At 68.7% G+C, this 19,097-nt stretch carries 16 protein-coding genes; 6 read left to right on the top strand and 10 right to left on the bottom strand.

Annotation, left to right across the window (positions count from 1 at the left end; genetic code table 11):
• Positions 1 to 43 precede the first annotated feature (43 nt).
• The gene (locus tag RTW82_RS28730) at positions 44 to 712 is read right to left on the bottom strand and encodes an HAD family phosphatase (RefSeq protein WP_316927222.1); all 669 of its coding nucleotides are present in this window, start codon (positions 710 to 712) and stop codon (positions 44 to 46) included.
• A gap of 602 nt (positions 713 to 1,314) precedes the next feature.
• Positions 1,315 to 2,097: a helix-turn-helix transcriptional regulator gene (locus RTW82_RS28725; RefSeq protein ID WP_316927221.1), complete on the bottom strand. Its 783-nt coding sequence runs from the start codon at positions 2,095 to 2,097 to the stop codon at positions 1,315 to 1,317.
• Positions 2,098 to 2,199: 102 nt separating this feature from the next.
• Here RTW82_RS28725 and RTW82_RS28720 point away from each other — a divergent pair, with 102 nt between their 5' ends.
• Positions 2,200 to 3,387 carry an MFS transporter gene (locus RTW82_RS28720; protein WP_316927220.1) on the top strand — a complete coding sequence of 396 codons (1,188 nt, stop codon included), beginning with the start codon at positions 2,200 to 2,202 and terminating at the stop codon, positions 3,385 to 3,387.
• An 18-nt stretch (positions 3,388 to 3,405) separates the two neighbouring features.
• Here the strand turns inward: RTW82_RS28720 and RTW82_RS28715 are convergent, their stop codons facing one another.
• From RTW82_RS28715 to RTW82_RS28695, 5 genes are all read right to left on the bottom strand, one after another.
• The gene (locus RTW82_RS28715) at positions 3,406 to 5,016 is read right to left on the bottom strand and encodes a GMC family oxidoreductase (protein WP_316927219.1); all 1,611 of its coding nucleotides are present in this window, start codon (positions 5,014 to 5,016) and stop codon (positions 3,406 to 3,408) included.
• A 54-nt stretch (positions 5,017 to 5,070) separates the two neighbouring features.
• The gene (locus RTW82_RS28710) at positions 5,071 to 6,288 is read right to left on the bottom strand and encodes a mandelate racemase/muconate lactonizing enzyme family protein (RefSeq protein ID WP_316927218.1); all 1,218 of its coding nucleotides are present in this window, start codon (positions 6,286 to 6,288) and stop codon (positions 5,071 to 5,073) included.
• On the bottom strand, positions 6,285 to 7,586 hold the full coding sequence (locus RTW82_RS28705; protein ID WP_316927217.1) for an MFS transporter: 1,302 nt from the start codon (positions 7,584 to 7,586) through the stop codon (positions 6,285 to 6,287). Before RTW82_RS28705 ends, RTW82_RS28710 begins: the two co-directional genes overlap by 4 nt.
• A 96-nt stretch (positions 7,587 to 7,682) precedes the next feature.
• The gene (gene aldA / locus RTW82_RS28700; protein ID WP_316927216.1) at positions 7,683 to 9,107 is read right to left on the bottom strand and encodes an aldehyde dehydrogenase; all 1,425 of its coding nucleotides are present in this window, start codon (positions 9,105 to 9,107) and stop codon (positions 7,683 to 7,685) included.
• A 55-nt stretch (positions 9,108 to 9,162) separates the two neighbouring features.
• Positions 9,163 to 10,473 (bottom strand): OprD family porin, encoded by a 1,311-nt coding sequence (locus RTW82_RS28695; RefSeq protein ID WP_316927251.1) that lies wholly within the window; start codon positions 10,471 to 10,473, stop codon positions 9,163 to 9,165.
• Between the two features lie 446 nt (positions 10,474 to 10,919).
• Here RTW82_RS28695 and fae point away from each other — a divergent pair, with 446 nt between their 5' ends.
• The 4 genes from fae (at position 10,920) to RTW82_RS28675 (ending at position 15,345) form a co-directional block, all read left to right on the top strand.
• Positions 10,920 to 11,432 (top strand): formaldehyde-activating enzyme, encoded by a 513-nt coding sequence (gene fae, locus RTW82_RS28690; protein ID WP_316927215.1) that lies wholly within the window; start codon positions 10,920 to 10,922, stop codon positions 11,430 to 11,432.
• Positions 11,433 to 11,442: 10 nt separating this feature from the next.
• Positions 11,443 to 12,477, top strand: a complete 1,035-nt coding sequence (locus tag RTW82_RS28685; protein ID WP_316927214.1) for an aldo/keto reductase — start codon at positions 11,443 to 11,445, stop codon at positions 12,475 to 12,477.
• The gene (locus RTW82_RS28680; protein ID WP_316927213.1) at positions 12,474 to 13,916 is read left to right on the top strand and encodes an NAD-dependent succinate-semialdehyde dehydrogenase; all 1,443 of its coding nucleotides are present in this window, start codon (positions 12,474 to 12,476) and stop codon (positions 13,914 to 13,916) included. The genes RTW82_RS28685 and RTW82_RS28680 overlap by 4 nt, the downstream gene beginning before the upstream one ends.
• A gap of 76 nt (positions 13,917 to 13,992) precedes the next feature.
• Positions 13,993 to 15,345 carry an MFS transporter gene (locus RTW82_RS28675; RefSeq protein ID WP_184491338.1) on the top strand — a complete coding sequence of 451 codons (1,353 nt, stop codon included), beginning with the start codon at positions 13,993 to 13,995 and terminating at the stop codon, positions 15,343 to 15,345.
• Between the two features lie 60 nt (positions 15,346 to 15,405).
• Here the strand turns inward: RTW82_RS28675 and RTW82_RS28670 are convergent, their stop codons facing one another.
• Positions 15,406 to 16,281: a LysR substrate-binding domain-containing protein gene (locus RTW82_RS28670; protein ID WP_316927212.1), complete on the bottom strand. Its 876-nt coding sequence runs from the start codon at positions 16,279 to 16,281 to the stop codon at positions 15,406 to 15,408.
• Positions 16,274 to 17,221, bottom strand: a complete 948-nt coding sequence (locus RTW82_RS28665; RefSeq protein ID WP_271660826.1) for a LysR substrate-binding domain-containing protein — start codon at positions 17,219 to 17,221, stop codon at positions 16,274 to 16,276. The genes RTW82_RS28670 and RTW82_RS28665 overlap by 8 nt, the downstream gene beginning before the upstream one ends.
• A 195-nt stretch (positions 17,222 to 17,416) precedes the next feature.
• Here RTW82_RS28665 and RTW82_RS28660 point away from each other — a divergent pair, with 195 nt between their 5' ends.
• Complete coding sequence (locus RTW82_RS28660) at positions 17,417 to 17,884, top strand: hypothetical protein (RefSeq protein ID WP_316927211.1); 468 nt, start codon at positions 17,417 to 17,419, stop codon at positions 17,882 to 17,884.
• A 12-nt stretch (positions 17,885 to 17,896) separates the two neighbouring features.
• On the opposite strand, the gene pobA is transcribed toward RTW82_RS28660, so the two are convergent.
• A complete protein-coding gene (gene pobA / locus RTW82_RS28655) occupies positions 17,897 to 19,081 on the bottom strand; it encodes a 4-hydroxybenzoate 3-monooxygenase (protein ID WP_316927210.1) in 1,185 nt (394 codons plus the stop codon).
• Positions 19,082 to 19,097: the final 16 nt, after the last annotated feature.

Below are 19,097 nucleotides of genomic sequence, written 5' to 3'. Positions count from 1 at the left end.
CCCTTGTTGAGAGCGGCGTAGCGCGGGCTTTGTTCAGGTGATCTCAGACCACGCCCTGGCGCCTGAGCAATTCCAGCACCTGCACCAGGCTCGGCAGCACGTCCAGGCACAGGGCGCGGGTCGCCTCGGGCGGCTGGCGCAGGTCCGGCACCATCAGCGTCGGCACGCCGGCGGCGTGGGCAGCGGCGACGCCGGGGATGGAGTCCTCGATGGCCAGGCAACGGCCGGGGCGGCGGTCGATATGCCGGGCGGCGAGCAGGTACAGGGCCGGGTCGGGCTTGCCCAGGGGCACGTCGTCACGGGTGGCGACGGCGTCGAAGTAGTGGGCGATGCCGCCCAGCTCCAGATGCTCCTCGGCGGTCTCGCGGCCGGAGGAGGTGGCGATGGCCATGGGCCGGCCGCTGGCGCGCATGGCCTCCAGCAGCGGCACCACACCGGCCTTGAGCGGCAGGCCGTTCTCCATGATCTTCGCCTTGTGGGCGAAGTAGGCGGCGCCGAAATCCTTGAGCGGGAAGTCATCGCCGTAATGGTCGAACAGGCGCTGGCGGTAGGCCGGCCAGTCGATGCCCACCAGCGCCTCGCACAGCTCGGCGGCGCCCACCAGGCCCAGGGCCTCGATGGCGGCCACGGTGCTCGCCAGGTTGATGCTCTCGGTATCCACCAGGGTGCCGTCCAGATCCAGCAGGAAACCTTCGATGCGTGCCGCGTCCATTGCCTCTCCCCCGATGGCTGCTGCAGGACGGGCGACAGAATCGCATTCGCGGGCGGGCTGCGCCAAGGGGGACGGGCAGGGGCGGCGCTGATCTTGACCCCCGGACCGATGCCCGGCGTCGGCCTGCTTTTCGCGAATGAATTCGCTCCTACGATCGGGGGCTGGGGCCGGGCTTGGGTGCCACGCCTGGCCTCGCTTGGTGGACCGGTGGAGCGTGGTCCACGGACGGTATGGCTTCCGGGCGCGTGCATATCCGGCGCGGGTAGGGTGGATGACGCTCTTTTCATCCACCGATCGGAGCCGATYTTGACCCCGGACCGATGCCCGGGCGCGGGGCTGCTTTTCGCGAATGAATTCGCTCCCACGATCGGGGGCTGGGGCCGGGCTTGGGTGCCACGCCTGGCCGCGCTTGGTGGACCGGTGGAACGTGGTCCACGGACGGTACGGCTTCCGGGCGCGTGCATATCCGGCGCGGGTAGGGTGGATGACGCTCTTTTCATCCACCAGGCGGGGTCGATTGAAACCCCGGGATGAAGCCCGGGCTACGGGCTATCCACCGGAACGAATCGGCTGTAGGTCGGGTGCAACCCGACAGTGGCTTTCTAGCCCTCCAGCGCGGCGAAATAGCGGGCTGGCGGCATGCCCAGGGCCTTCTTGAACATGGTGATGAAGGCGCTCACCGATTCGTAGCCCAGCTCCCCCGAGACCCATTGCACCGTGGCGCCGCCGGCCAGCAGGCGCAGGGCGATCAGCAGGTGCAGTTGCTGGCGCCAGCGGCCGAAGCTGAGGCCGGTTTCCTTCAGCACCAGGCGCGCCAGGCTGCGTTCGCTCATGGCCACCCGCGCGGCCCATTGCGCCAGGGTGCTGCGGTCGGCCGGGTCGTCGGCCAGGGCCTGGGCGATCAGGCGGATGCGCGGGTCGTCGGAAATCGGCAGCAGGTGCCGCTCGCGGGGCATGCGCGCCAGTTCGGCGAGGAGGAAGCGCACCAGGTGGTCGGTGGCGCTGCCGGGCGGGTAGTCCCAGGGCAGCTCGGCCAGGTGGCGGATGCCTTCGCGCAGCAGCGGGGTGATGCTCAGGGTGCAGCACTCGTCCGGCAGCTCGGCGCAGCCGGGTTCGACGAAGAGGAACCAGATGTGCGCGTTGGCCGTGGCGCGGTTGCTGTGGGGCGTGCCGCCGGGCAGCCAGATGGCGCATTGCGGCGGCACCATCAGCAGGGCATTGGGCACCTCGCAGGTGAGGCCGCCGCGCAGGGCGATGATCAGCTGGCCCTTGCGGTGGCTGTGCATGGGCGCTTCGCTGCGGCTTTCGGAGGTGTCCACCTTCATCGCCACGGCGGGGCTTTGGGAAAGGTCCGGGTCGATGCGCAGGGCGCGTTCCAGTGACATGGCGAATTCTGGCCGGATTTGAAAATAGATCGGCAATATATCCAGATTCAGCCGGCGGGAGTAGGCCGTAACGTAGCGGCTTTCCCACCGCTGGCCCTGTCCATGAACACCCGCACCCTCACCGCTTCGGTCGCGCGCCCTGCGCTGCTGATCCTCGGCATCCTGTTGATCGCCGCCAACCTGCGTGCCCCCGTCACCGGCGTAGCGCCGCTGCTGGGGCTGATCCAGCCGGAGTTCGGCCTGTCCAACGCCGAGGCCGGCATCCTCACCACCCTGCCGCTGCTGGCCTTCGCCCTGATCTCGCCGTTCTCCGCCATGCTGGCGCGGGAATACGGCCTGGAGCCCACCCTGTTCGGCGCACTGCTGCTCATCGCCGGCGGCATCGTGCTGCGCTCGCTGGGCTCGGTCTGGTGCCTGTACCTGGGCACCTGGGTGATCGGCTCGGGCATCGCCGTGGGCAACGTCCTGCTGCCGAGCCTGCTCAAGCGCGACTTCCCCAACAACATCGCCAGCCTCACCGGCGCCTACGCGGTGACCATGGGCGTCGCCGCGGCCCTGGCCTCCATGGTCGCGGTGCCCCTGGCCGGGGGCGCCGAGCATGGCTGGCGCCTGGCGCTGGGCGCGGTGATCGTCCTGCCGCTGCTGGCGATGGTGGCCTGGAGCCCGCAGCTCGCCCAGCACAGCGCGCCGGCCCAGGGCACGCCCGGGCCGCTGCATGGCGGGCCCATCTGGCGCTCGGCGCTGGCCTGGCAGATCACCCTGTTCATGGGCATCAACTCCTTCCTCTACTACGTGCTGGTGGGCTGGCTGCCGTCGATCATGGCCAACGCCGGCTATTCCCCGGCCGAGGCAGGCACCGCCCATGGCCTGCTGCAACTGGCCTCGGCGCTGCCGGGGCTGGTGCTGGCGCCGCTGGTCAACCGCATGAAGGACCAGCGCCTCATCGCCCTGGCCATGGCCCTGCTGGCCGCCATCGGGCTGCTCGGCCTGATGCTGGCACCGGGCTGGTCGATCCTCTGGGCCATGCTCTTCGGCGCCGGAGCGGGCGCGGTGATCATCCTCGGCCTGACCTTCATCAGCCTGCGCGCCGGCAACCCCCAGCAGGCCGCCGCGCTCTCCGGCATGGTGCAGTGCGTGGGCTACCTGCTGGCCGCCTTCGGCCCACCGCTGATGGGCCGCCTGCACGACGACGCCGGCGGCTGGGGCCTGGCGCTGGCCCTGTGCCTGGCGCTGTCCCTGGCCATGGCGGTGGCCGGGCTGCTGGCGGGCCGGGCGCGGCAGATCGGCTAGTTCCGCGCCCTCCCTCCGCTAGGCGTCGGCGAGGATCAGGTCGGCGCCTTTCTCCGCCACCATCATCACCGCAGCGTTGGTATTGCCCGAGGTGACGTTGGGGAAGATCGAGGCATCGACGATCCGCAGCCCTTCGACGCCATGCACCCGCAGCCGCGCGTCCACCACCGAGGTGCGCGGGTCGGCGCCCATCGCGCAGGAGCCGCACAGGTGGTAGATGGAGCCGGAGTTCTCGCGGAAGTACTGCAGCATGGCCTCGTCGTCGTCCACTGCAGGGCCGGGCAGCACTTCTTCCACCGTGATCGCCTTGAGCGCCGGGGCGGCCATGATCGTGCGGATCAGCCGGCTGCCCTGGATGGCTTCGTCGATGTCCTTCTGCGTGCTCAGGTAGTTGGGGCGGATCAGCGCCGCGTCGGCCGGGTCCTTCGAGGCGATCTCGATGCTGCCTCGGCTGGTGGGGCGGCATGGGTTGAAGCACAGCAGGAAGCCTGAATAGGGCTCGGGCTTGAGGCTGGCCTTGTTGTTCTTGGGGATCTGGTACGACAGCGGGTTGAAGTAGAGCTGCAGGTTCGGGTGCGCCTGCTGCGCGTCGCTGCGGAAGAAGCCGCCGGCCTGGTTCACGCTCATCGACAGCGCGCCCTTGCGCGTCAGCAGGTACTGGATGCCCAGCTTCACCTGGCCCAGCAGCGAGCTCAGCTCGTCGTTGAGGGTGGGCACGTTGGCCTTGTAGTAGTAGCTGACGCAGAGGTGGTCCTGCAGGTTGCGGCCCACGGCCGGCAGGTCGTGCACCAGGGGGATGCCGTGGCGGGCCAGCAGCTCTCGGTCGGCGATGCCGGAGAGCTGCAGCAGCTTGGGCGTGTCCACCGCGCCGGCCGCCAGGATCACCTCCTTGCCCGCGCTGAAGCTGCGCTCCACGCCGTGCTGGCTGACCACCACGCCGGTGACCCGGCCCTCGGCGTCGAACAGCAGGCGCTGGGCCAGGGCGTGGTGCTCGATGGCCAGGTTCGGCCGGCCCAACACCGGGTGCAGGTAGGCGAAGCTGCTGGAGCAGCGCTGGCCGTTGCGGGTATTGACGTCGTAGAGCCCGGCGCCTTCGAAGTCCTTGCCGTTGAAGTCCTCGCTGCGCCCGTAGCCCAGTTGCCGGCAGCCTTCGATGAAGGTGTCGCAGATGGGGTGGGTGTGGCCCTTCATGGGGCTGATGTGGATGGGGCCGTCGGCGCCGTGGTACGCGGTATCGCCCAGGGGGTGGCTTTCCAGCTTGCGGAAGTAGGGCAGCACCTCCTTGAACGACCAGCCGTCGTTGCCGCCCGCCGCCCAGTCGTCGAAGTCGTGGGGCTGGCCGCGCACGTAGATCATCGCGTTGATCGAGCCGGAGCCGCCCTGCACCTTGCCGCGCGGGGCGTAGATGCGGCGGCCGGCCAGCTGCTTCTCGGGCTCGCTGTAGTACATCCAGTTGTAGGTGGGGTTGTAGTACATCTTGGCGAAGCCCACCGGCACCTTGAACCAGGGGGAACTGTCCTTGCCGCCGGCTTCCAGCAGCAGCACCGAGTGCTCGCCGGAGGCGCTGAGGCGGTTGGCGAGGATGCAGCCGGCGGAGCCGGCGCCGACGATGATGTAGTCGTACTTCATGGATCGATTACCGCGTTGTCCGTTGGGTGCCCCGCTGGGGGCGTGAATGCGTGATCAGCCCCTGGCCGGCGCGGTGTCGCGCACGTCCACCGGGTCCGGGGCCATCTGCAGGTGCAGGCGCTGGCCGCGATAGGGCGAATGGGCGCGCACCACGTCCATGTTCAGCTCGACGCCCAGGCCGGGCTCGCGGGACGGGATGATGTAGCCGTCCTCCAGCTGCAGCGGCCGCTGCAGCACCTCGGCGTGGAAGCCGCCCCAGGTCTCGATGCTTTCCTGGATCAGGAAGTTCGGCGTGCAGGCGGCCAGCTGGAAGCTGGCGGCGGCGCCGATGGGGCCGTTGTAGAGGTGCGGGGCGATCTGCGCGTAGTAGGCCTCGGCCAGGCTGGCGATCTTCTTCGCCTCCAGCAGGCCGCCGCAGCGGCCGACGTTCATCTGCAGGATGGAGGCGCCACCGGCGGCCAGCAGCTTGTGGAACTCGTACTTGGTGGTCAGCCGCTCGCCGGCAGCAATGGGGATGGAGGTCTTCGCCGCCACCTGGGCCATGGCTGCTTCCTGGCCCGGCGGGATGGGCTCCTCGAACCACAGCGGGTCGTACTTCTCCAGGCGCTGGGCGAGGCGGATGGCCGAGGAGGGCACCATCTGCCCATGGGTGCCGAACAGCAGGTCGCAGCGGTTGCCCACCGCTTCGCGGATCGTCCGGCAGAAGGTCTCGCAGCGTTCCAGCACTTCGAGGGAGAGCTGGTGGCCGGAGAAGGCGGTGTAGGGGCCGGCGGGGTCGAACTTCACGGCGGTGAAGCCCAGCTCCATGTTCTTCACCGCGCACTCGGCGGCGAGGTCCGGGTCGTCGTAGTCGTACTCGCCCTTGGCGTTCACCGGGTAGAGGTAGGTGTAGGCGCGCAGGCGCTCGTTCACCAGGCCGCCGAGGAGTTCGTACACCGGCTTGTTGGCAGCCTTGCCGATGATGTCCCAGCAGGCCATTTCCAGGCCCGACACCACGCCCATCATGGTCAGGTCCGGGCGCTGGGTGAAGCCGCTGGAGTAGGCGCGGCGGAAGAAGCGTTCGATGTGGTGCGGGTCCTGCTCCAGCAGGTAGCGGGCGAACACATCCTCGATGACCGGCACCATGGCTTCGGGGCCGAAGGTGGCGGCGTAGATCTCGCCGACGCCCTCGATGCCGCAGTCGGTCTTGAGCTTCACGAACAGCCAGTACATGCCGCCGATATGGGGCGGGGGAACGGCGACGACGTGGGTTTCCAGGGAGATGATCTTCATGGGCGGTTGCCTGCCTTGTGGCTGATGCGTTTCTTCAGGGTGAGGGCGGCGAGTACGCCGAGGGTGCCGATGGCGGCGATGTAGCCGAAGTAGATCTGGTAGCCGAGGAAGCCGGGGAAGGCGTCGGCGATCCAGCCGTTGATCAGGGGGATGAACACGTCCGGGGAATAGCCCACCACCGAGATGATGCCGATGGCCAGGCCGGTGATGCGCAGGGGGATGTGGCAGCTGTCGAGGATGGCCCAGTAGAGGCCGCGTATGGCGTAGGTCAGCAGGCCGATGAAAATCACCAGTACCACCAGCACGGCGAGGTTGTGCAAGGCGGGCAGGAGGATCAGGCCGAGCATGCCCAGGGTGGCCAGGGCGAGGGCGACGATCAGCACCGAGATGTTGGAGAAGCGGTCGCCCAGGTAGCCGCCGCCGATGCCGCCGATGGGGCGCATCCACAGCTTGATGGTGGTGATGGTGCCGGCCATCACGGCGCTGAGGCCGAAGCCGCCTTCCTGCAGGTAGGCGGAGAAGCTGTAGGTGGCCCAGAAGATGTGGTAGCCGCAGAAGACGATGGCAGCCACCAGCCACAGCTCGGGGATGCGTGCCAGGGTGCGCAGGTCCTGCAGCAGGTTGTTGGCCTGGCGGTCAGCCGCGTCGCGGTCGGCGCGTTTCGGGTCCTTCACCCCCAGCATCAGCACGCCGAGCAGGATGCAGGTGAAGGCGTAGAGGTAGATGACGTGGGTGAAGCCGACCTTGGTCGATTGCCCCTGGGTCTCGGTGGCGTAGGCGAACAGGGCGATGGCCACCGTGGCCAGCAGCGCTTCCACCAGCCCGCGCCCGCCGTCGAGGATGCCGAAGAAGCGGCCCTGCTCGTCGGTGCGGGCGATCATCTTCACCCGCTTGAGCACCGAGGCCCAGAAGGTCAGCCCGGTGCTGATGCCCCAGCCGGCGTAGATCACCAGCAGGCTGTCGAAACCGGGGGCGGTGGAGTACCAGAGCGCCAGCAGGCCGGTGGCCACCAGGGAGAAGCTGATCAACAGGCGCGGGGCGAGGCGATCGGCGAGCCAGCCGCTGGGCAGGTAGCTGACCAGGAACAGGGTGCCGAGCATGGAGTAGAGGTAGCCCAGCTCGGTGTTGCTGATGACGAACACCTCCAACATGGTGCTCTGGTAAACCTGGCGCAGGTAGAGGACGGGGTAGATGGCGCCGGCGGCGAGCACCAGCAGGAGCAGCTGGACGTAGCGTTGGGCCTTGCCGTTCTCCCCGGTACCGGGGGCGGCGTCGATCTGGGCAGCGGTTCTGGACATCGAGGCATCCTCGGGCACGCGCCGGGCGCGCACCTCAATCATTGTTCTTGTTGGTATGCCCTGCACGGCCGCGCCGCGCAGGGGTGCAGCCGTGGATCAGTACTTCATCACCACCAGGCGGGTCTGGGTGAACTCGAGCATGCCGTGCTTGCCGTCGTCGCCGCCGAGGCCGGAACGCTTCCAGCCGGCGTGGTAGCCCTGGTAGGGGTCGGCCGGCGTGCGGTTGATGTAGAGCTCGCCGGCTTCGATGGCGTTGGCCACCTTCATGGCGCTGCGGTAGTCCTCGGTGTAGAGCACCGAGGACAGGCCGAACTGGTGGTCGTTGGCCAGTGCGATGGCGTCGTCCAGGTCCTGGTAGGCGAGCACCGGGAGGATGGGGCCGAAGCTTTCCTCGCGGACGATCTCCATGTCCTGGCGGCAGCCACTGAGCAGGGTGGCGGGGTAGAAGTGGCCAGGCCCTTGCGGCAGCACGCCGCCGGTCTCCAGCAGCGCGCCTTCGGCCTGGGCGCGCTGCACCAGGGCATGGATGTGCTCGCGGGCGGCGGCGTTGGCCAGCGGGCCCATCAACCCGGCATCGGTGGCGCGATCACCGCTGCGCACGGCGGCCATCTTCTCCTTCAGCAGGGCGAGGAAGCGGTCGTGCACGCTGGCCTGCACATAGATCCGTTCGATGGCGGTGCACAGCTGCCCGCAATGGGTGGTCTTGGAGCGCACCAGGTCGGTGGCGGCTTTCTCCAGGTCGGCGTCGGCGGCGATGATCGCCGGCGTCTTGCCGCCCAGCTCCAGGGAGGGCTTGGCGATATTGGCCTTGCAGTATTCCAGCACCATGCGCCCGGCGTTGACGCTGCCGGTGAGGGTGATCATGCCCACCGCCGGGTGGGTGCACAGGGCGCCGGCGGTGGCATGGTCCATGGTCAGCAGGTTGAACACACCGTCCGGCAGCCCGGCACGCTGGGCGGCGCGGGCAATGGCGAAGGCCGACAGCGGCGTGTTGTTGCTCGGGCGCACCACCACCGTGTTGCCGGCGATCAGCGCCGGCGCCACTTTGCGCAGCAGGGTGTAGACCGGGTAGTTGAAGGGGATCAGGCAGGCCACCACGCCGATGGGCTCGCGCTGCAGCAGCAGGGTCTCGTCCGGGGTGTCGCTGGGGATCACCTCGCCCTCGATGCGCCGCGCCCATTCGGCGTGGTAGCGGGTGATCTCGGCGGCATAGCGCGCCTCGTTGCTGGCGTCTTCCAGGCTCTTGCCGGATTCGGCCGCCAGCGCCGCGCCTATGGCTTCGGCATCGGCCACCAGGGCATCGGCGAAGCGCCGCAGGTGCTCGGCGCGCTCGATGGCGGTGAGGCGGCCCCAGCGCTTCTGCGCGGCGGCGGCCACGTCCACCGCGTGCAGCGCCTCGGCGGCGGTGGCGGCGGGCACCCGGCCGATCAACGCCTCGGTGGCGGGGTTGTGCACGGCGATGGTCGCATCGCTCCTGGGTTCGACGAACTGGCCGCCGACGAATATCTGCTCGTGTCGCATGGTTCTCTACCTTGTTGCGCGGTTGGCGCTCGGAACGGGGCCGGGCGCCGCTCTCTTAGAAAATATCCAGGGGGTACTGGGTGATGATCCGCACCTGGTCCACGTCGCCATCGGCCTGGGCGGCGTTGGCGCGGTGGATGGTCTGCTGCACGGCGACGGAGAGGTCCTTGGCCGGGCCGTTCTGCACCACGTACTTCACCTCGACGTCCCGTTCCCAGTGGCGGCCGCCGTCGCCCAGGCGCGCGTAGTAGGCATAGGCGCCGTTGGGGTCGACCTTGGAGTTGTCGATGCCGGCGCCGCGCAGGTAGCGGGTCATCAGGCTCAGGCCCGGCACGCCGAAGGCCGCCAGGTCGAGGTCGTAGCGCACCTGCCAGGAGCGCTCGTTGGGCGAGTTGAAGTCGGAATAGAGCACCGAGTTGGCCAGGTAGATGGAGTCGCCGTCGCCCAGGTAGTCGAAGGGCTGGTCACCGTCGATGCGCTGGTGGGCGAGCATGAAGCTGTGGGCGCCGATGCTCAGGCGCGCGTAGGCGCTCCAGCTGTCGGTGTCGATCTCGCCGGCGCGGGCGCTGCCCTGGTCGCGGGTGCGGTAGAGGTTGGCGCCCAGGGCCAGGGCGCTGTCGTCGTCGAGGGCGAAGCTGCGGGCCAGGCTCAGGTAGGTCTGGTTCCAGACGTCCTCGTAGCGCGCCTGGTAGAGGCTCAGCAGGGTGCCGTCGGGGGCGCTGTAGTCGCCGCCGAAGTAGCTGGCGGATTCATAGGCGGTGCCGCCGTACTCGGTGCTCATCTCGCCGTCGTGGTTGCTGCTGGCCTTGTTGCGTGCCGCGTGCAGATGGCCGCCCTGCAGGCTCAGGCCGTCGATGCTCTGGTTCTCCAGCGAGACGCCGCGGAAGCTCTGCGGCAGCAGGCGGCCGTCGCCGCGCTGGAACACCGGGGTGACGGGGAACAGGTCGCCCAGCTTCAGCTCGGTGTCGAAGGCGCGCAGCTTGAGCGCGGCGCCGGCGGCGGAGTAGTCGTCCTCGGCATGGTTGCGGCTGTCCAGCGGCAGCAGGTTGGTGCCGGCGGTGCCGCCGCCGCTGTCGAGCTTCACCCCCAGCAGGGCGTGGGCATCGAGGCCGACGCCGACCGTGCCCGCGGTGTAGCCGGAGCTGTAGAAGCCCTGGAAGCCCTGGGCCCATTCCTCGCGATAGCTCTGCTGGCGGCCGTTGAACAGGCCGTCCCCCCGGCTGCGGAAATCGCGGTTGAAGTAGAAGTTGCGGTTGATCAGCTTCAGCGAGCTGCCTTCGATGAAGCCCTCGGGAGCCTTCTCCTCGGCCGTGGCGAGCAGGGGCAGGCCGCAGAGCAGAAGGGTGAGGGTGGGGAGCCTGGGCAGTAAGCGGGCAGGGTGGGGCACGTTGACGTCCTCGATTGTTGTTGTGTGTGAGGTCGCGCCATGTTCGTCGCCGCCACTTTGTCGGACAAACGATTAAATTCGTGGCTGATCATTCGAAAAACGCATGTTAGTGGTCATGAGATTTAGTCATGGCCCCTTGAGTTTTCCTGGCTACTGGCCGCCGCCCGGGCGGTGCTAAAAATCGCCGCAGCTGGTTCGACCGGCACCGCTCCTCCAACAACAACAACGAGCACCGCACCCATGTATGCCCCTCCATCCCTGGAGTCGCTTCTGCATCGGGTCGTCACTGCCCCACGTTGGCGCTGGTGGATGACGCCCGGCCCCGTCCCCCCGACGACGTGCCCCCAACCGCCCCGGCGCAAGCCGGCCATAGCGGTGGGCCACGGCAGCTACCCGACTTTTATGCAAGCTCTGAGGATGACCCCATGAAGCAGCTCGACCTCTACATCGGCGAAGGTTTCGAAGGCCCCGGCGTCAACGCCGCCCACATCAACATCCTGATCGGCCCGCGCAACGGCCCGGCCGGCCAGGCCTTCGCCAACAGTCTGGCGTCCCCCAGCCAGGGCCATTGCCCCTTCATGGTCATCGCCCAGCCCAACTTGCCGGTCAAACCCATGACCCTCTACGTGAACAAGGCGCAGATCGGCGGCGACCTGCACGCCAACGCCACCTGGGGCGCCTCCCAGGCCGGCATCGCCAAGGCGGTGACCGAGGCGCTGCTGGACGGCACCCTGCCGGCGGAGGCCGAGGACGAGTGGGCCATCGTCACCGCCAACTGGGTCAACCCCGCCTGCGACGACCTCGATGCCGTCTACCTGAACAACTACAACGCCTGCCGCACCGCCATCCGCGCGGCGCTCGCCGGGCTGCCCTCGCGCGCCCAGCTGGCCGACGTGGCGGGCGCCATCGCCAACCCCTTCTACACCCCGAAAGCCTGAGGAGGCCGCCATGCAGTACGTACGTCTCGGCCATTCCGGCCTGCAGGTGTCCAAGCTCTGCCTCGGCACCATGAACATGGGCACGCCGCAGTGGAAGCCGTGGATCTTCGACGAGCGCAAGAGCGAGCCGATCGTCCGCCATGCCCTGGACAAGGGGGTGAACTTCATCGACCTGGCGGACTTCTATTCCGCCGGCGTGGGCGAGGAGGTGGTGGGGCGCATCCTCAAGCGCCTGGCGCGCCGCGAGGATGTTGTGGTCGCCACCAAGGTGGGCTACGGCACCCGTGAGGGCATCAACGCCAGCGGCCATTCGCGCAAGCACATCATGGACAGCATCGACGCCTCCCTGGGCCGCCTCGGCATGGACCACGTCGACCTCTACATGCTGCATTTCTTCGACGTGAACACCCCCGTGGAAGAGACGATGGAAGCCATGCACGACATCGTCAAAGCCGGCAAGGCGCGCTACATCGGCGTCTCCACCATGCTCACCGGCCAGTTGGCGAAGATCCTCATGGCCTGCGAGCGCCATGGCTGGGTCAAGCCGATCAACATGCAGCTGCAGTTGAACTGCGCCTACCGCGAGGAAGAGCGGGAAATGATCCCCTTCTGCCGCGACCAGGGCCTGGGCGTTTCGGTGTTCAGCCCGCTGGCGCGGGGCCTGCTCACCGGCGACGTGCAGTCCACCCGCAACCAGACCGACTTCTTCACCCAGCAGATGTACGCCGACGAGGCCTCCTTCGAGATCGCCCGTTCGGTGCAGCGCGTGGCGCGGCGCCGTGGCGTTTCCAACGCGCAGGTGGCCCAGGCCTGGGTGCTTGGCCACCCGGGGGTGGACTGCATGCTGGTGGGCGCGGATTCCACCGAGCAGTTCGACAGCGCCCTGGCGGCCCTGGACACCCGCCTGGAGGCGGACGAACTGCACGAGCTGGAGCGCAACTACACGCCCTGCGACCTGATCAACGACTACACCGCCGGCAAGCGCATCCTGCGTGTCGCACGCCCGGCCGGCGAAACCTTCACCCTCAAGGAGGCCATCGCATGAGCCGGTTGCTGCGCAAGGGGCACTACATCGACGGTCGCTGGCTGGAGGAGGGCGCCCGCTACACCGTGCGCAACCCGGCCGACGGCACGCTGGTCGCCGAGGTGGCGCGCGGCGGGGCCGAGCAGACCGATCTGGCCATCGCCGCCGCCCAGCGTGCGCTGCCGGCCTGGCGCGGGCTCACCGCCAAGGAACGCAGCCGGCCGCTGCGCCGCTGGGCCGAGCTGATGCTGGCCCACCAGCGCGAGCTGGCGGAGCTGCTCAGCCGCGAGCAGGGCAAGCCCCTGGCCGAAGCGATGGGCGAGGTGGTCTATGCCGCCAGCTTCCTCGAATGGTTCGCCGAGGAGGCCAAGCGCGTGTACGGCGACGTGATCCCTAGCCACAAGGGCGACGCGCGCATCGTCGTCACCAAGGAGCCCATCGGCGTGGTCGCCGCCATCACGCCCTGGAACTTCCCCCTGGCCATGGTCACCCGCAAGGTCGGCCCGGCCCTGGCGGCCGGCTGCACGATGATCCTCAAGCCCTCCGAGGAAACCCCGCTCTCGGCCTTCGCCCTGGCGGTGCTGGCGGAGGAGGCGGGCATCCCCGCCGGGGTGTTCAACATCGTCTCCGGCGACGCCCCGGCCATCGGCGGCGCCCTGCAGGCCTCCAGCGCGGTGCGCAAGCTGTCCTTCACCGGCTCCACCCGCACCGGCAAGCTGCTGATGCGCCAGGCGGCGGAGACCCTGAAGAAGGTTTCCCTGGAGCTGGGTGGCAACGCGCCCTTCATCGTCTTCGACGACGCCGACCTGGATGCGGCGGTGCGCGGGGCCATGGCCTCCAAGTTCCGCAACACCGGGCAGACCTGCGTCTGCGTCAACCGCTTCTTCATCCAGGAGGGCGTGTACGAGGCCTTCACCGCCAAGCTGGCTGATGCCGTGCGCGCCCTGCGCGTGGGCGCCGCGCTGGAGGGCGAGAGCGACCAGGGCCCGCTGATCAACGAGGCGGCCCTGGCCAAGGTCGAGCAGCACGTGGGCGACGCCCTGGAGAAGGGCGCAAGCCTGATCTGCGGCGGCCGTCGCCACCTGCTGGGCGGCACCTTCTTCGAGCCCACGCTGCTGGGCGATGCCACGGCGGACATGCTGATCGCCGGCGAGGAGACCTTCGGCCCGGTGGCGGCGTGCTTCCGCTTCAAGGACGAGGCCGAGGTGCTGGCCCGTGCCAACGACACCCCCTACGGCCTTTCCGCCTACTTCTACAGCCGCGATATCGGCCGCGTCTGGCGCATGGCCGAGGGCCTGGAAGCGGGGATGGTGGGCATCAACGAAGGGATCATCTCCACCGAGGTGGCGCCCTTCGGCGGCATCAAGGAATCCGGCCTGGGCCGCGAAGGCTCGAAGTACGGCATCGAGGACTACCTGGAGATCAAGTACCTCCTGATGGGAGGGCTCTCGATCAACTGAGCCTCGCTTGATCGAGGGCATCTTTCCGGGCCGCTGGCGGCCCCTCTCTACCAACAAAAACAAAAGGGAGCTGGACATGTCACACACCATCAAGCTGGACGACGCGCCCCTCGGGCGCTTCCACATCCGTATCGCCGGCCTCACCTTCGGCGCGCACTTCACCGATGGCTACATCCTCGGCCTGATCGGCATCGCCTTCACGCTGATCGGCCCGCAGATGCAGCTCGACCCGCTCTGGCAAGGCCTGATCGGTGCCTCGGCGCTGATCGGCCTGTTCCTCGGCAGCCTGTTCTTCGGCTGGATCTCCGACTACGTCGGGCGGCAGAAGATCTTCGTCATCAGCTTCGTGCTGATCACCCTGGCTTCGGTGCTGCAGTTCCACGCCGAGACGGCGCTGCAGCTGTTCCTCCTGCGGGTGCTGATCGGCATCGGCCTGGGCGGCGACTACAGCGTCGGCCACACCCTGCTGGCGGAGTTCGCGCCGAGGAAACATCGCGGCGTACTGCTGGGTTCCTTCAGCGTGATCTGGACCTTCGGCTACGTCGCCGCCACCTTCGTCGGCACCGCCATGCTCGGCCTGGGCGACGACGCCTGGCGCTGGATGCTGGCGTCCTCGGCGATCCCCGCGGCCATCATCCTCATCGCCCGCATCGGCACTCCCGAGTCGCCGCGCTGGCTGGTGAACCAGGGCCGGGTGGAGGAGGCGCGGGCCATCGTGCACAAGCACATCGGCGCCAACGTCGAGCTCGACGACGAGCGTCCGCAGCGCAACCGCAGTGGCTACGCCGTGCTGTTCAGCCGCGAGTACCGCAAGCGCACCGCCTTCAACTGCCTGTTCTTCATCTGCATCGTGATGCCGTACTTCGCCATCTACACCTTCCTGCCCACCATCCTGGCGAAGATGGGCCTGGCCGAGGGCATGGGCACCGAGATGATGCTCAACGCCCTGCTGGTGCTGGGGGCGCTGGCGGGCATCTGGTGCACGGTGAAGTTCTCCCGGCGCGGCTTCCTCATCGGCTCCTTCTGGATCCTCGCCGCAGCGCTGTTCCTCCTGGCGGCGCTGCCGGGCAGCATGGCCTGGGCCCTGGTGGCGCTGTTCGGCCTGTTCACCCTGGTGCTGTCGGCGGTGAGCAACCTGGTGGGCGTGTTCCCGGCGGAGAGCTTCCCCACCGAGGTGCGCGCCAGCGGCGTCGGCCTTGCCACCGCCGCCAGCCGCCTGGGCTCGGCCATCAGCACCTTCCTGCTGCCGGTGAGCGTGGCCGGCATCGGCCTCAACCCGACCATGGCGATACTGGCCGGCGTGCTGGTGTTCGGCGCCCTGGTGTCCATGGCCTGGGCGCCGGAGACCAAGGCACTGTCCCTGACGGAGGCGTGCAAGGCGAAGGAGGGCGAGGAGGGTACGCGGGCGGCGGTGGCACGCACCGCCTGACCCGGCTTCGAGGGCGTGGGGCGGCAGCGGATACCCGCTGCCGCCCTTTTTGCGTTGTGGCTATTCCCCGCTCTGGGACTCCAGCCACTGGCAGAACAGCTCCACCTTCGACAGGCCATGGCTGCCGTTGGGCACGTCCAGCCAGTAGCCGTAAGGGCCTTCCACTTCCACCGGGCTGATGGGCAGCAACTGCCCGGTGGCCAGTTCGTACTCGATCATGCGCCGGTCGATCACCGCCAGGCCGCCGCCGGCCAGGGCGGTGTGGATCACCTGGTCGAGGGTGCTGAATTCCAGGCCCTGGCTGGGGTCGATGTCGCTGCGGTCGGTGGCCTCCAGCCAGTTCTCCCACACCTGCAGGTGGCGGCCCTCATGGAGGATGTGCAGCAGCGGGTGGGCCGCCAGCACCGGCGGCCGGCCTGCTTCGAACAGCTCCGGCGCGGCCACGGCCAGGTGCCGCTCCAACAGCAGCAGGCGGCTATGCCAGCCCTGGGCCGGCGCCTTGCCGAAGCGGATGCGGCAGTCGATTTCGCTGGGGCTTTCCGGCCCGGCGTCGTTGCGCACGTTCAGGGCGATGTCCGGGTAGCGCTTGTGGAAGCCCTTGAGCCGGGGCGACAGCCAGCGCGTGGCGTAGGTAGGCGGGGCGAGGATGCGCAGGCGCTGGCGCAGATTGGGCACCCGCACCTCGCGCAGGGCCTGCTGCATGCGGTCGAAGGCATCGGTTAGGCCGGGCACCAGGGCGCTGCCGGCCGGGGTCAGCCCCAGCCCTTGGGGCGTGCGCACGAACAGCGCCACGCCGAGGTAGTCCTCCAGCTGCTTGATCTGCCGGCTCACCGCACCCTGGGTCACGTTCAGCGCCAGGGCCGCGCGGCTGAAGCTGCTGTGGCGGGCCACTTCCTCGAACACCCGCAGGGCGTTGAGCGACGGCAGTTCACGCATCCTCTTCACCCGCGGCGGTGGAGGGCGCCAGGTTGCGCGTGGACAGCCACACCTCCTGCTGCAACCAGGCCTGGAAGGTGCGCAGCGCCGCCGATTCGGCCTGCTCCGGGCGGGTCACCAGCCAGTACGACTGGTGGCCTTCGACGTGCACGTTGAGCACTTGGGTGAGCTGGCCCGCCGCGAGTTCGCGGGTGACCATGTGCCAGTCGGCGATGGTGATGCCGAGGCCGTCCAGGGCCGCGCGTATGGCCAGGTCCAGCAGGTCGAATTCGTAGCCGCCGCGGGTGTCCACGCCGCGGATCCCGGCAGCGTCCAGCCAGTGCTGCCAGGTCTGGTAGCGGCGGTCCTCGCTGGCCAGCACGTGCAGCAGCGTCATGCGCTCCAGGTCCGGCGCCTCGCCGTTGCCCTGCACGCTGGCCAGCAGCCCCGGCGAGCACACGGCGATATGGCGCTCCTGCATCAGCAGGGTGGCGTCCAGCTGTTCCCACTCGCCGTTGCCGAAGCGGATGGCGCAATCCAGGGTGCCGGTCTCGGCCAGGCTGTCCTGCAGCCGGGTGGTGATGCTCAGCTCCAGCTCCGGGTGTTGTTCGCGCAGGCGTCCCAGGCGCGGCAGCAGCCAGCGGCTGGTGAAGGTCGGCGGTGCGTTGACGCGCAGGCGGTTGAGGTGGCTCTTCTGCTGGATGGCGCGCACCGCCAGCTCGATGCGGTCGAAGGACTGGTTCAGCGCGTCCAGCAGCTTGCGCCCCGCGCGGGTGAGTTCCAGGTGGTGGTGGCGACGTATCAGCAGCTCTTCGCCAATCTGTTCTTCCAGCTGGCGCACCTGGCGGCTGACCGCACTCTGGGTGACGTTGAGCTGCTCGGCGGCGCGGGTGAAGCTGCCGGTGCTGCCGGCGATCTCGAAGGCCTTGAGGGCGTTGAGGGCAGGGATCTTGCGTTTCATTCTTGTACTTGTCGTGACGACCGCATCGGTGGCGGCCGGGGTGGCGCCATCCTGCCGCCGGCCCCTCGGCAACGTCAACCGGGGCCGGAGGCCTGCGAGAACATCGCAGGGTTTTCCCCACCGCCGGACGGCGAGCCGGTGCGGCGCCGGGCTTCGCGCGCTAGGATGACGCTCCCCGAGAGACGGACCTTTCCCATGCGCTTCAAGACATTCATCGGCACCTGCCTGGCACTCCTCATCAGCGGCCCGGTGGCGGCGGCCCAGACGGTCGACCCCAACAGCGTGCGCCTCAACGACCGCGTGCACGAGCAACTGCCGGCGCCACTGCTGGCGCGCATCCGTGCGGTGACGCAGGTGTTCGAGCCCATCGACGGCATCAGCTACGAGCGGGCGGTGGACCTCTACAAGCGCGACGCCGACCCCGAGGCCAACCTGGTCATCTTCGAGGAGATGGCGCGGGTCTACCGCCAGTTCTGCGCCAGCCGCTGCAGCACGCCGGAGGAACGCATGGACGTCTATCGGCTGGTGCTGCTGCGCTCGATGTACAGCTCCGAGGAGACCCTGCGCCAGGCGCAGCTCGATGTGCTGTCGAAGGCGGAAGCGAAGGCCATAGTCGACGCCTATCGGCTCCGCGCTATCCCTATAAAGGTGGAAAAACGTTAACCAGCTCGCTGCTCACTCCACCGGCTCATAGGGCAACCCCACGTAGTTCTCGGCAATGCTGGTGCGCCCGGCCTCGGAGCCGACGAAGTAGTCCAGCTCGGCCTGCTGCATGCGCCGGCTGAAAGCGTCGGTGTCGGGGAAGCGGTGCAGCATCGAGGTCATCCACCAGGAGAAGCGTTCGGCCTTCCAGATGCGTTTCAGGCAGATCTCCGAGTAGCGCGCGGTGAGTTCGCGGCGGCCTTCGCGGTACACGGCCAGGAGGATGCGGTGGAGGGTGCTGACGTCGCTGGCGGCGAGGTTCAGGCCCTTGGCGCCGGTGGGTGGGACGATGTGCGCGGCATCGCCCACCAGGAACAGCCGGCCGTGCTGCATGGGCTCGACCACGAAGCTGCGCAGGGGCGCGATGCTCTTCTCGATGGACGGCCCGGTGACCAGGCTCGCGGCCGTCTCGGCAGGCAGGCGGCGCTTGAGCTCCTCCCAGAAACGCACGTCGGGCCAGTCTTCCACCCGTTCATCCATGCCCACCTGCACGTAGTAACGGGTGCGGGTCGGCGAACGCATGCTGCACAGGGCGAAGCCGCGTTCGTGGGCGGCGTAGATCAGCTCCTCGGCCACCGGCGGGGTGTCGGCCAGCACGCCGAGCCAGCCGAAGGGGTAGACCCGTTCGAACACCTTGAGCACCCCGGCGGGAATGGATTGGCGCCCCACGCCGTGGAAGCCGTCGCAGCCGGCGATGTAGTCGCAGTCCAGGCGGTGCACCTCGCCTCCGTGGGTGAAGGTGACGTGGGGGCTGTCGCCTTGCAGGCCGTGCAGGGCGACGTCGGTGGCGCTGTAGAAGGTCGGCGCGCCGCAGGCCTGGCGGGCCTCCATCAGGTCACGGGTGACTTCGGTCTGACCGTAGATCATCACCGTGCGGCCGCCGGTGAGGCCCTTGAGGTCGATGCGTTCGCGGCGGCCGTCGAAGGCCAGTTCGAAACCGTCGTGGACCAGCCCCTCGCGGTCCATGCGCGCGCTGACGCCGGCTTCGCGCAGCAACTCGACCATGCCCTGCTCAAGCACGCCGGCACGGATGCGGCCGAGCACGTGGTCGGCGGACTGGCGTTCGAGGATGACGGTGTCGATACCGGCCTTGTGCAGCAGTTGGCCGAGCAGGAGGCCGGAGGGGCCGGCGCCGATGATGGCGATTCGAGTCTTCATTGTTGTTGTCCTCATG

It is taken from the genome of Pseudomonas sp. zfem005 (genome assembly GCF_032621735.1).
Taxonomy (GTDB): domain Bacteria; phylum Pseudomonadota; class Gammaproteobacteria; order Pseudomonadales; family Pseudomonadaceae; genus Metapseudomonas; species Metapseudomonas solani.
This window is presented reverse-complemented; position numbering and strand designations above follow the sequence as displayed.

Coding starts and splice junctions, on each gene's coding strand:
- RTW82_RS28730 (WP_316927222.1), bottom strand. CDS start 712: ATGGACGCGGCACGCATCGAAGGTTTCCTGCTGGATCTGGACGGCACC.
- RTW82_RS28725 (WP_316927221.1), bottom strand. CDS start 2,097: ATGTCACTGGAACGCGCCCTGCGCATCGACCCGGACCTTTCCCAAAGC.
- RTW82_RS28720 (WP_316927220.1), top strand. CDS start 2,200: ATGAACACCCGCACCCTCACCGCTTCGGTCGCGCGCCCTGCGCTGCTG.
- RTW82_RS28715 (WP_316927219.1), bottom strand. CDS start 5,016: ATGAAGTACGACTACATCATCGTCGGCGCCGGCTCCGCCGGCTGCATC.
- RTW82_RS28710 (WP_316927218.1), bottom strand. CDS start 6,288: ATGAAGATCATCTCCCTGGAAACCCACGTCGTCGCCGTTCCCCCGCCC.
- RTW82_RS28705 (WP_316927217.1), bottom strand. CDS start 7,586: ATGTCCAGAACCGCTGCCCAGATCGACGCCGCCCCCGGTACCGGGGAG.
- aldA (WP_316927216.1), bottom strand. CDS start 9,107: ATGCGACACGAGCAGATATTCGTCGGCGGCCAGTTCGTCGAACCCAGG.
- fae (WP_316927215.1), top strand. CDS start 10,920: ATGAAGCAGCTCGACCTCTACATCGGCGAAGGTTTCGAAGGCCCCGGC.
- RTW82_RS28685 (WP_316927214.1), top strand. CDS start 11,443: ATGCAGTACGTACGTCTCGGCCATTCCGGCCTGCAGGTGTCCAAGCTC.
- RTW82_RS28680 (WP_316927213.1), top strand. CDS start 12,474: ATGAGCCGGTTGCTGCGCAAGGGGCACTACATCGACGGTCGCTGGCTG.
- RTW82_RS28675 (WP_184491338.1), top strand. CDS start 13,993: ATGTCACACACCATCAAGCTGGACGACGCGCCCCTCGGGCGCTTCCAC.
- RTW82_RS28670 (WP_316927212.1), bottom strand. CDS start 16,281: ATGCGTGAACTGCCGTCGCTCAACGCCCTGCGGGTGTTCGAGGAAGTG.
- RTW82_RS28665 (WP_271660826.1), bottom strand. CDS start 17,221: ATGAAACGCAAGATCCCTGCCCTCAACGCCCTCAAGGCCTTCGAGATC.
- RTW82_RS28660 (WP_316927211.1), top strand. CDS start 17,417: ATGCGCTTCAAGACATTCATCGGCACCTGCCTGGCACTCCTCATCAGC.
- pobA (WP_316927210.1), bottom strand. CDS start 19,081: ATGAAGACTCGAATCGCCATCATCGGCGCCGGCCCCTCCGGCCTCCTG.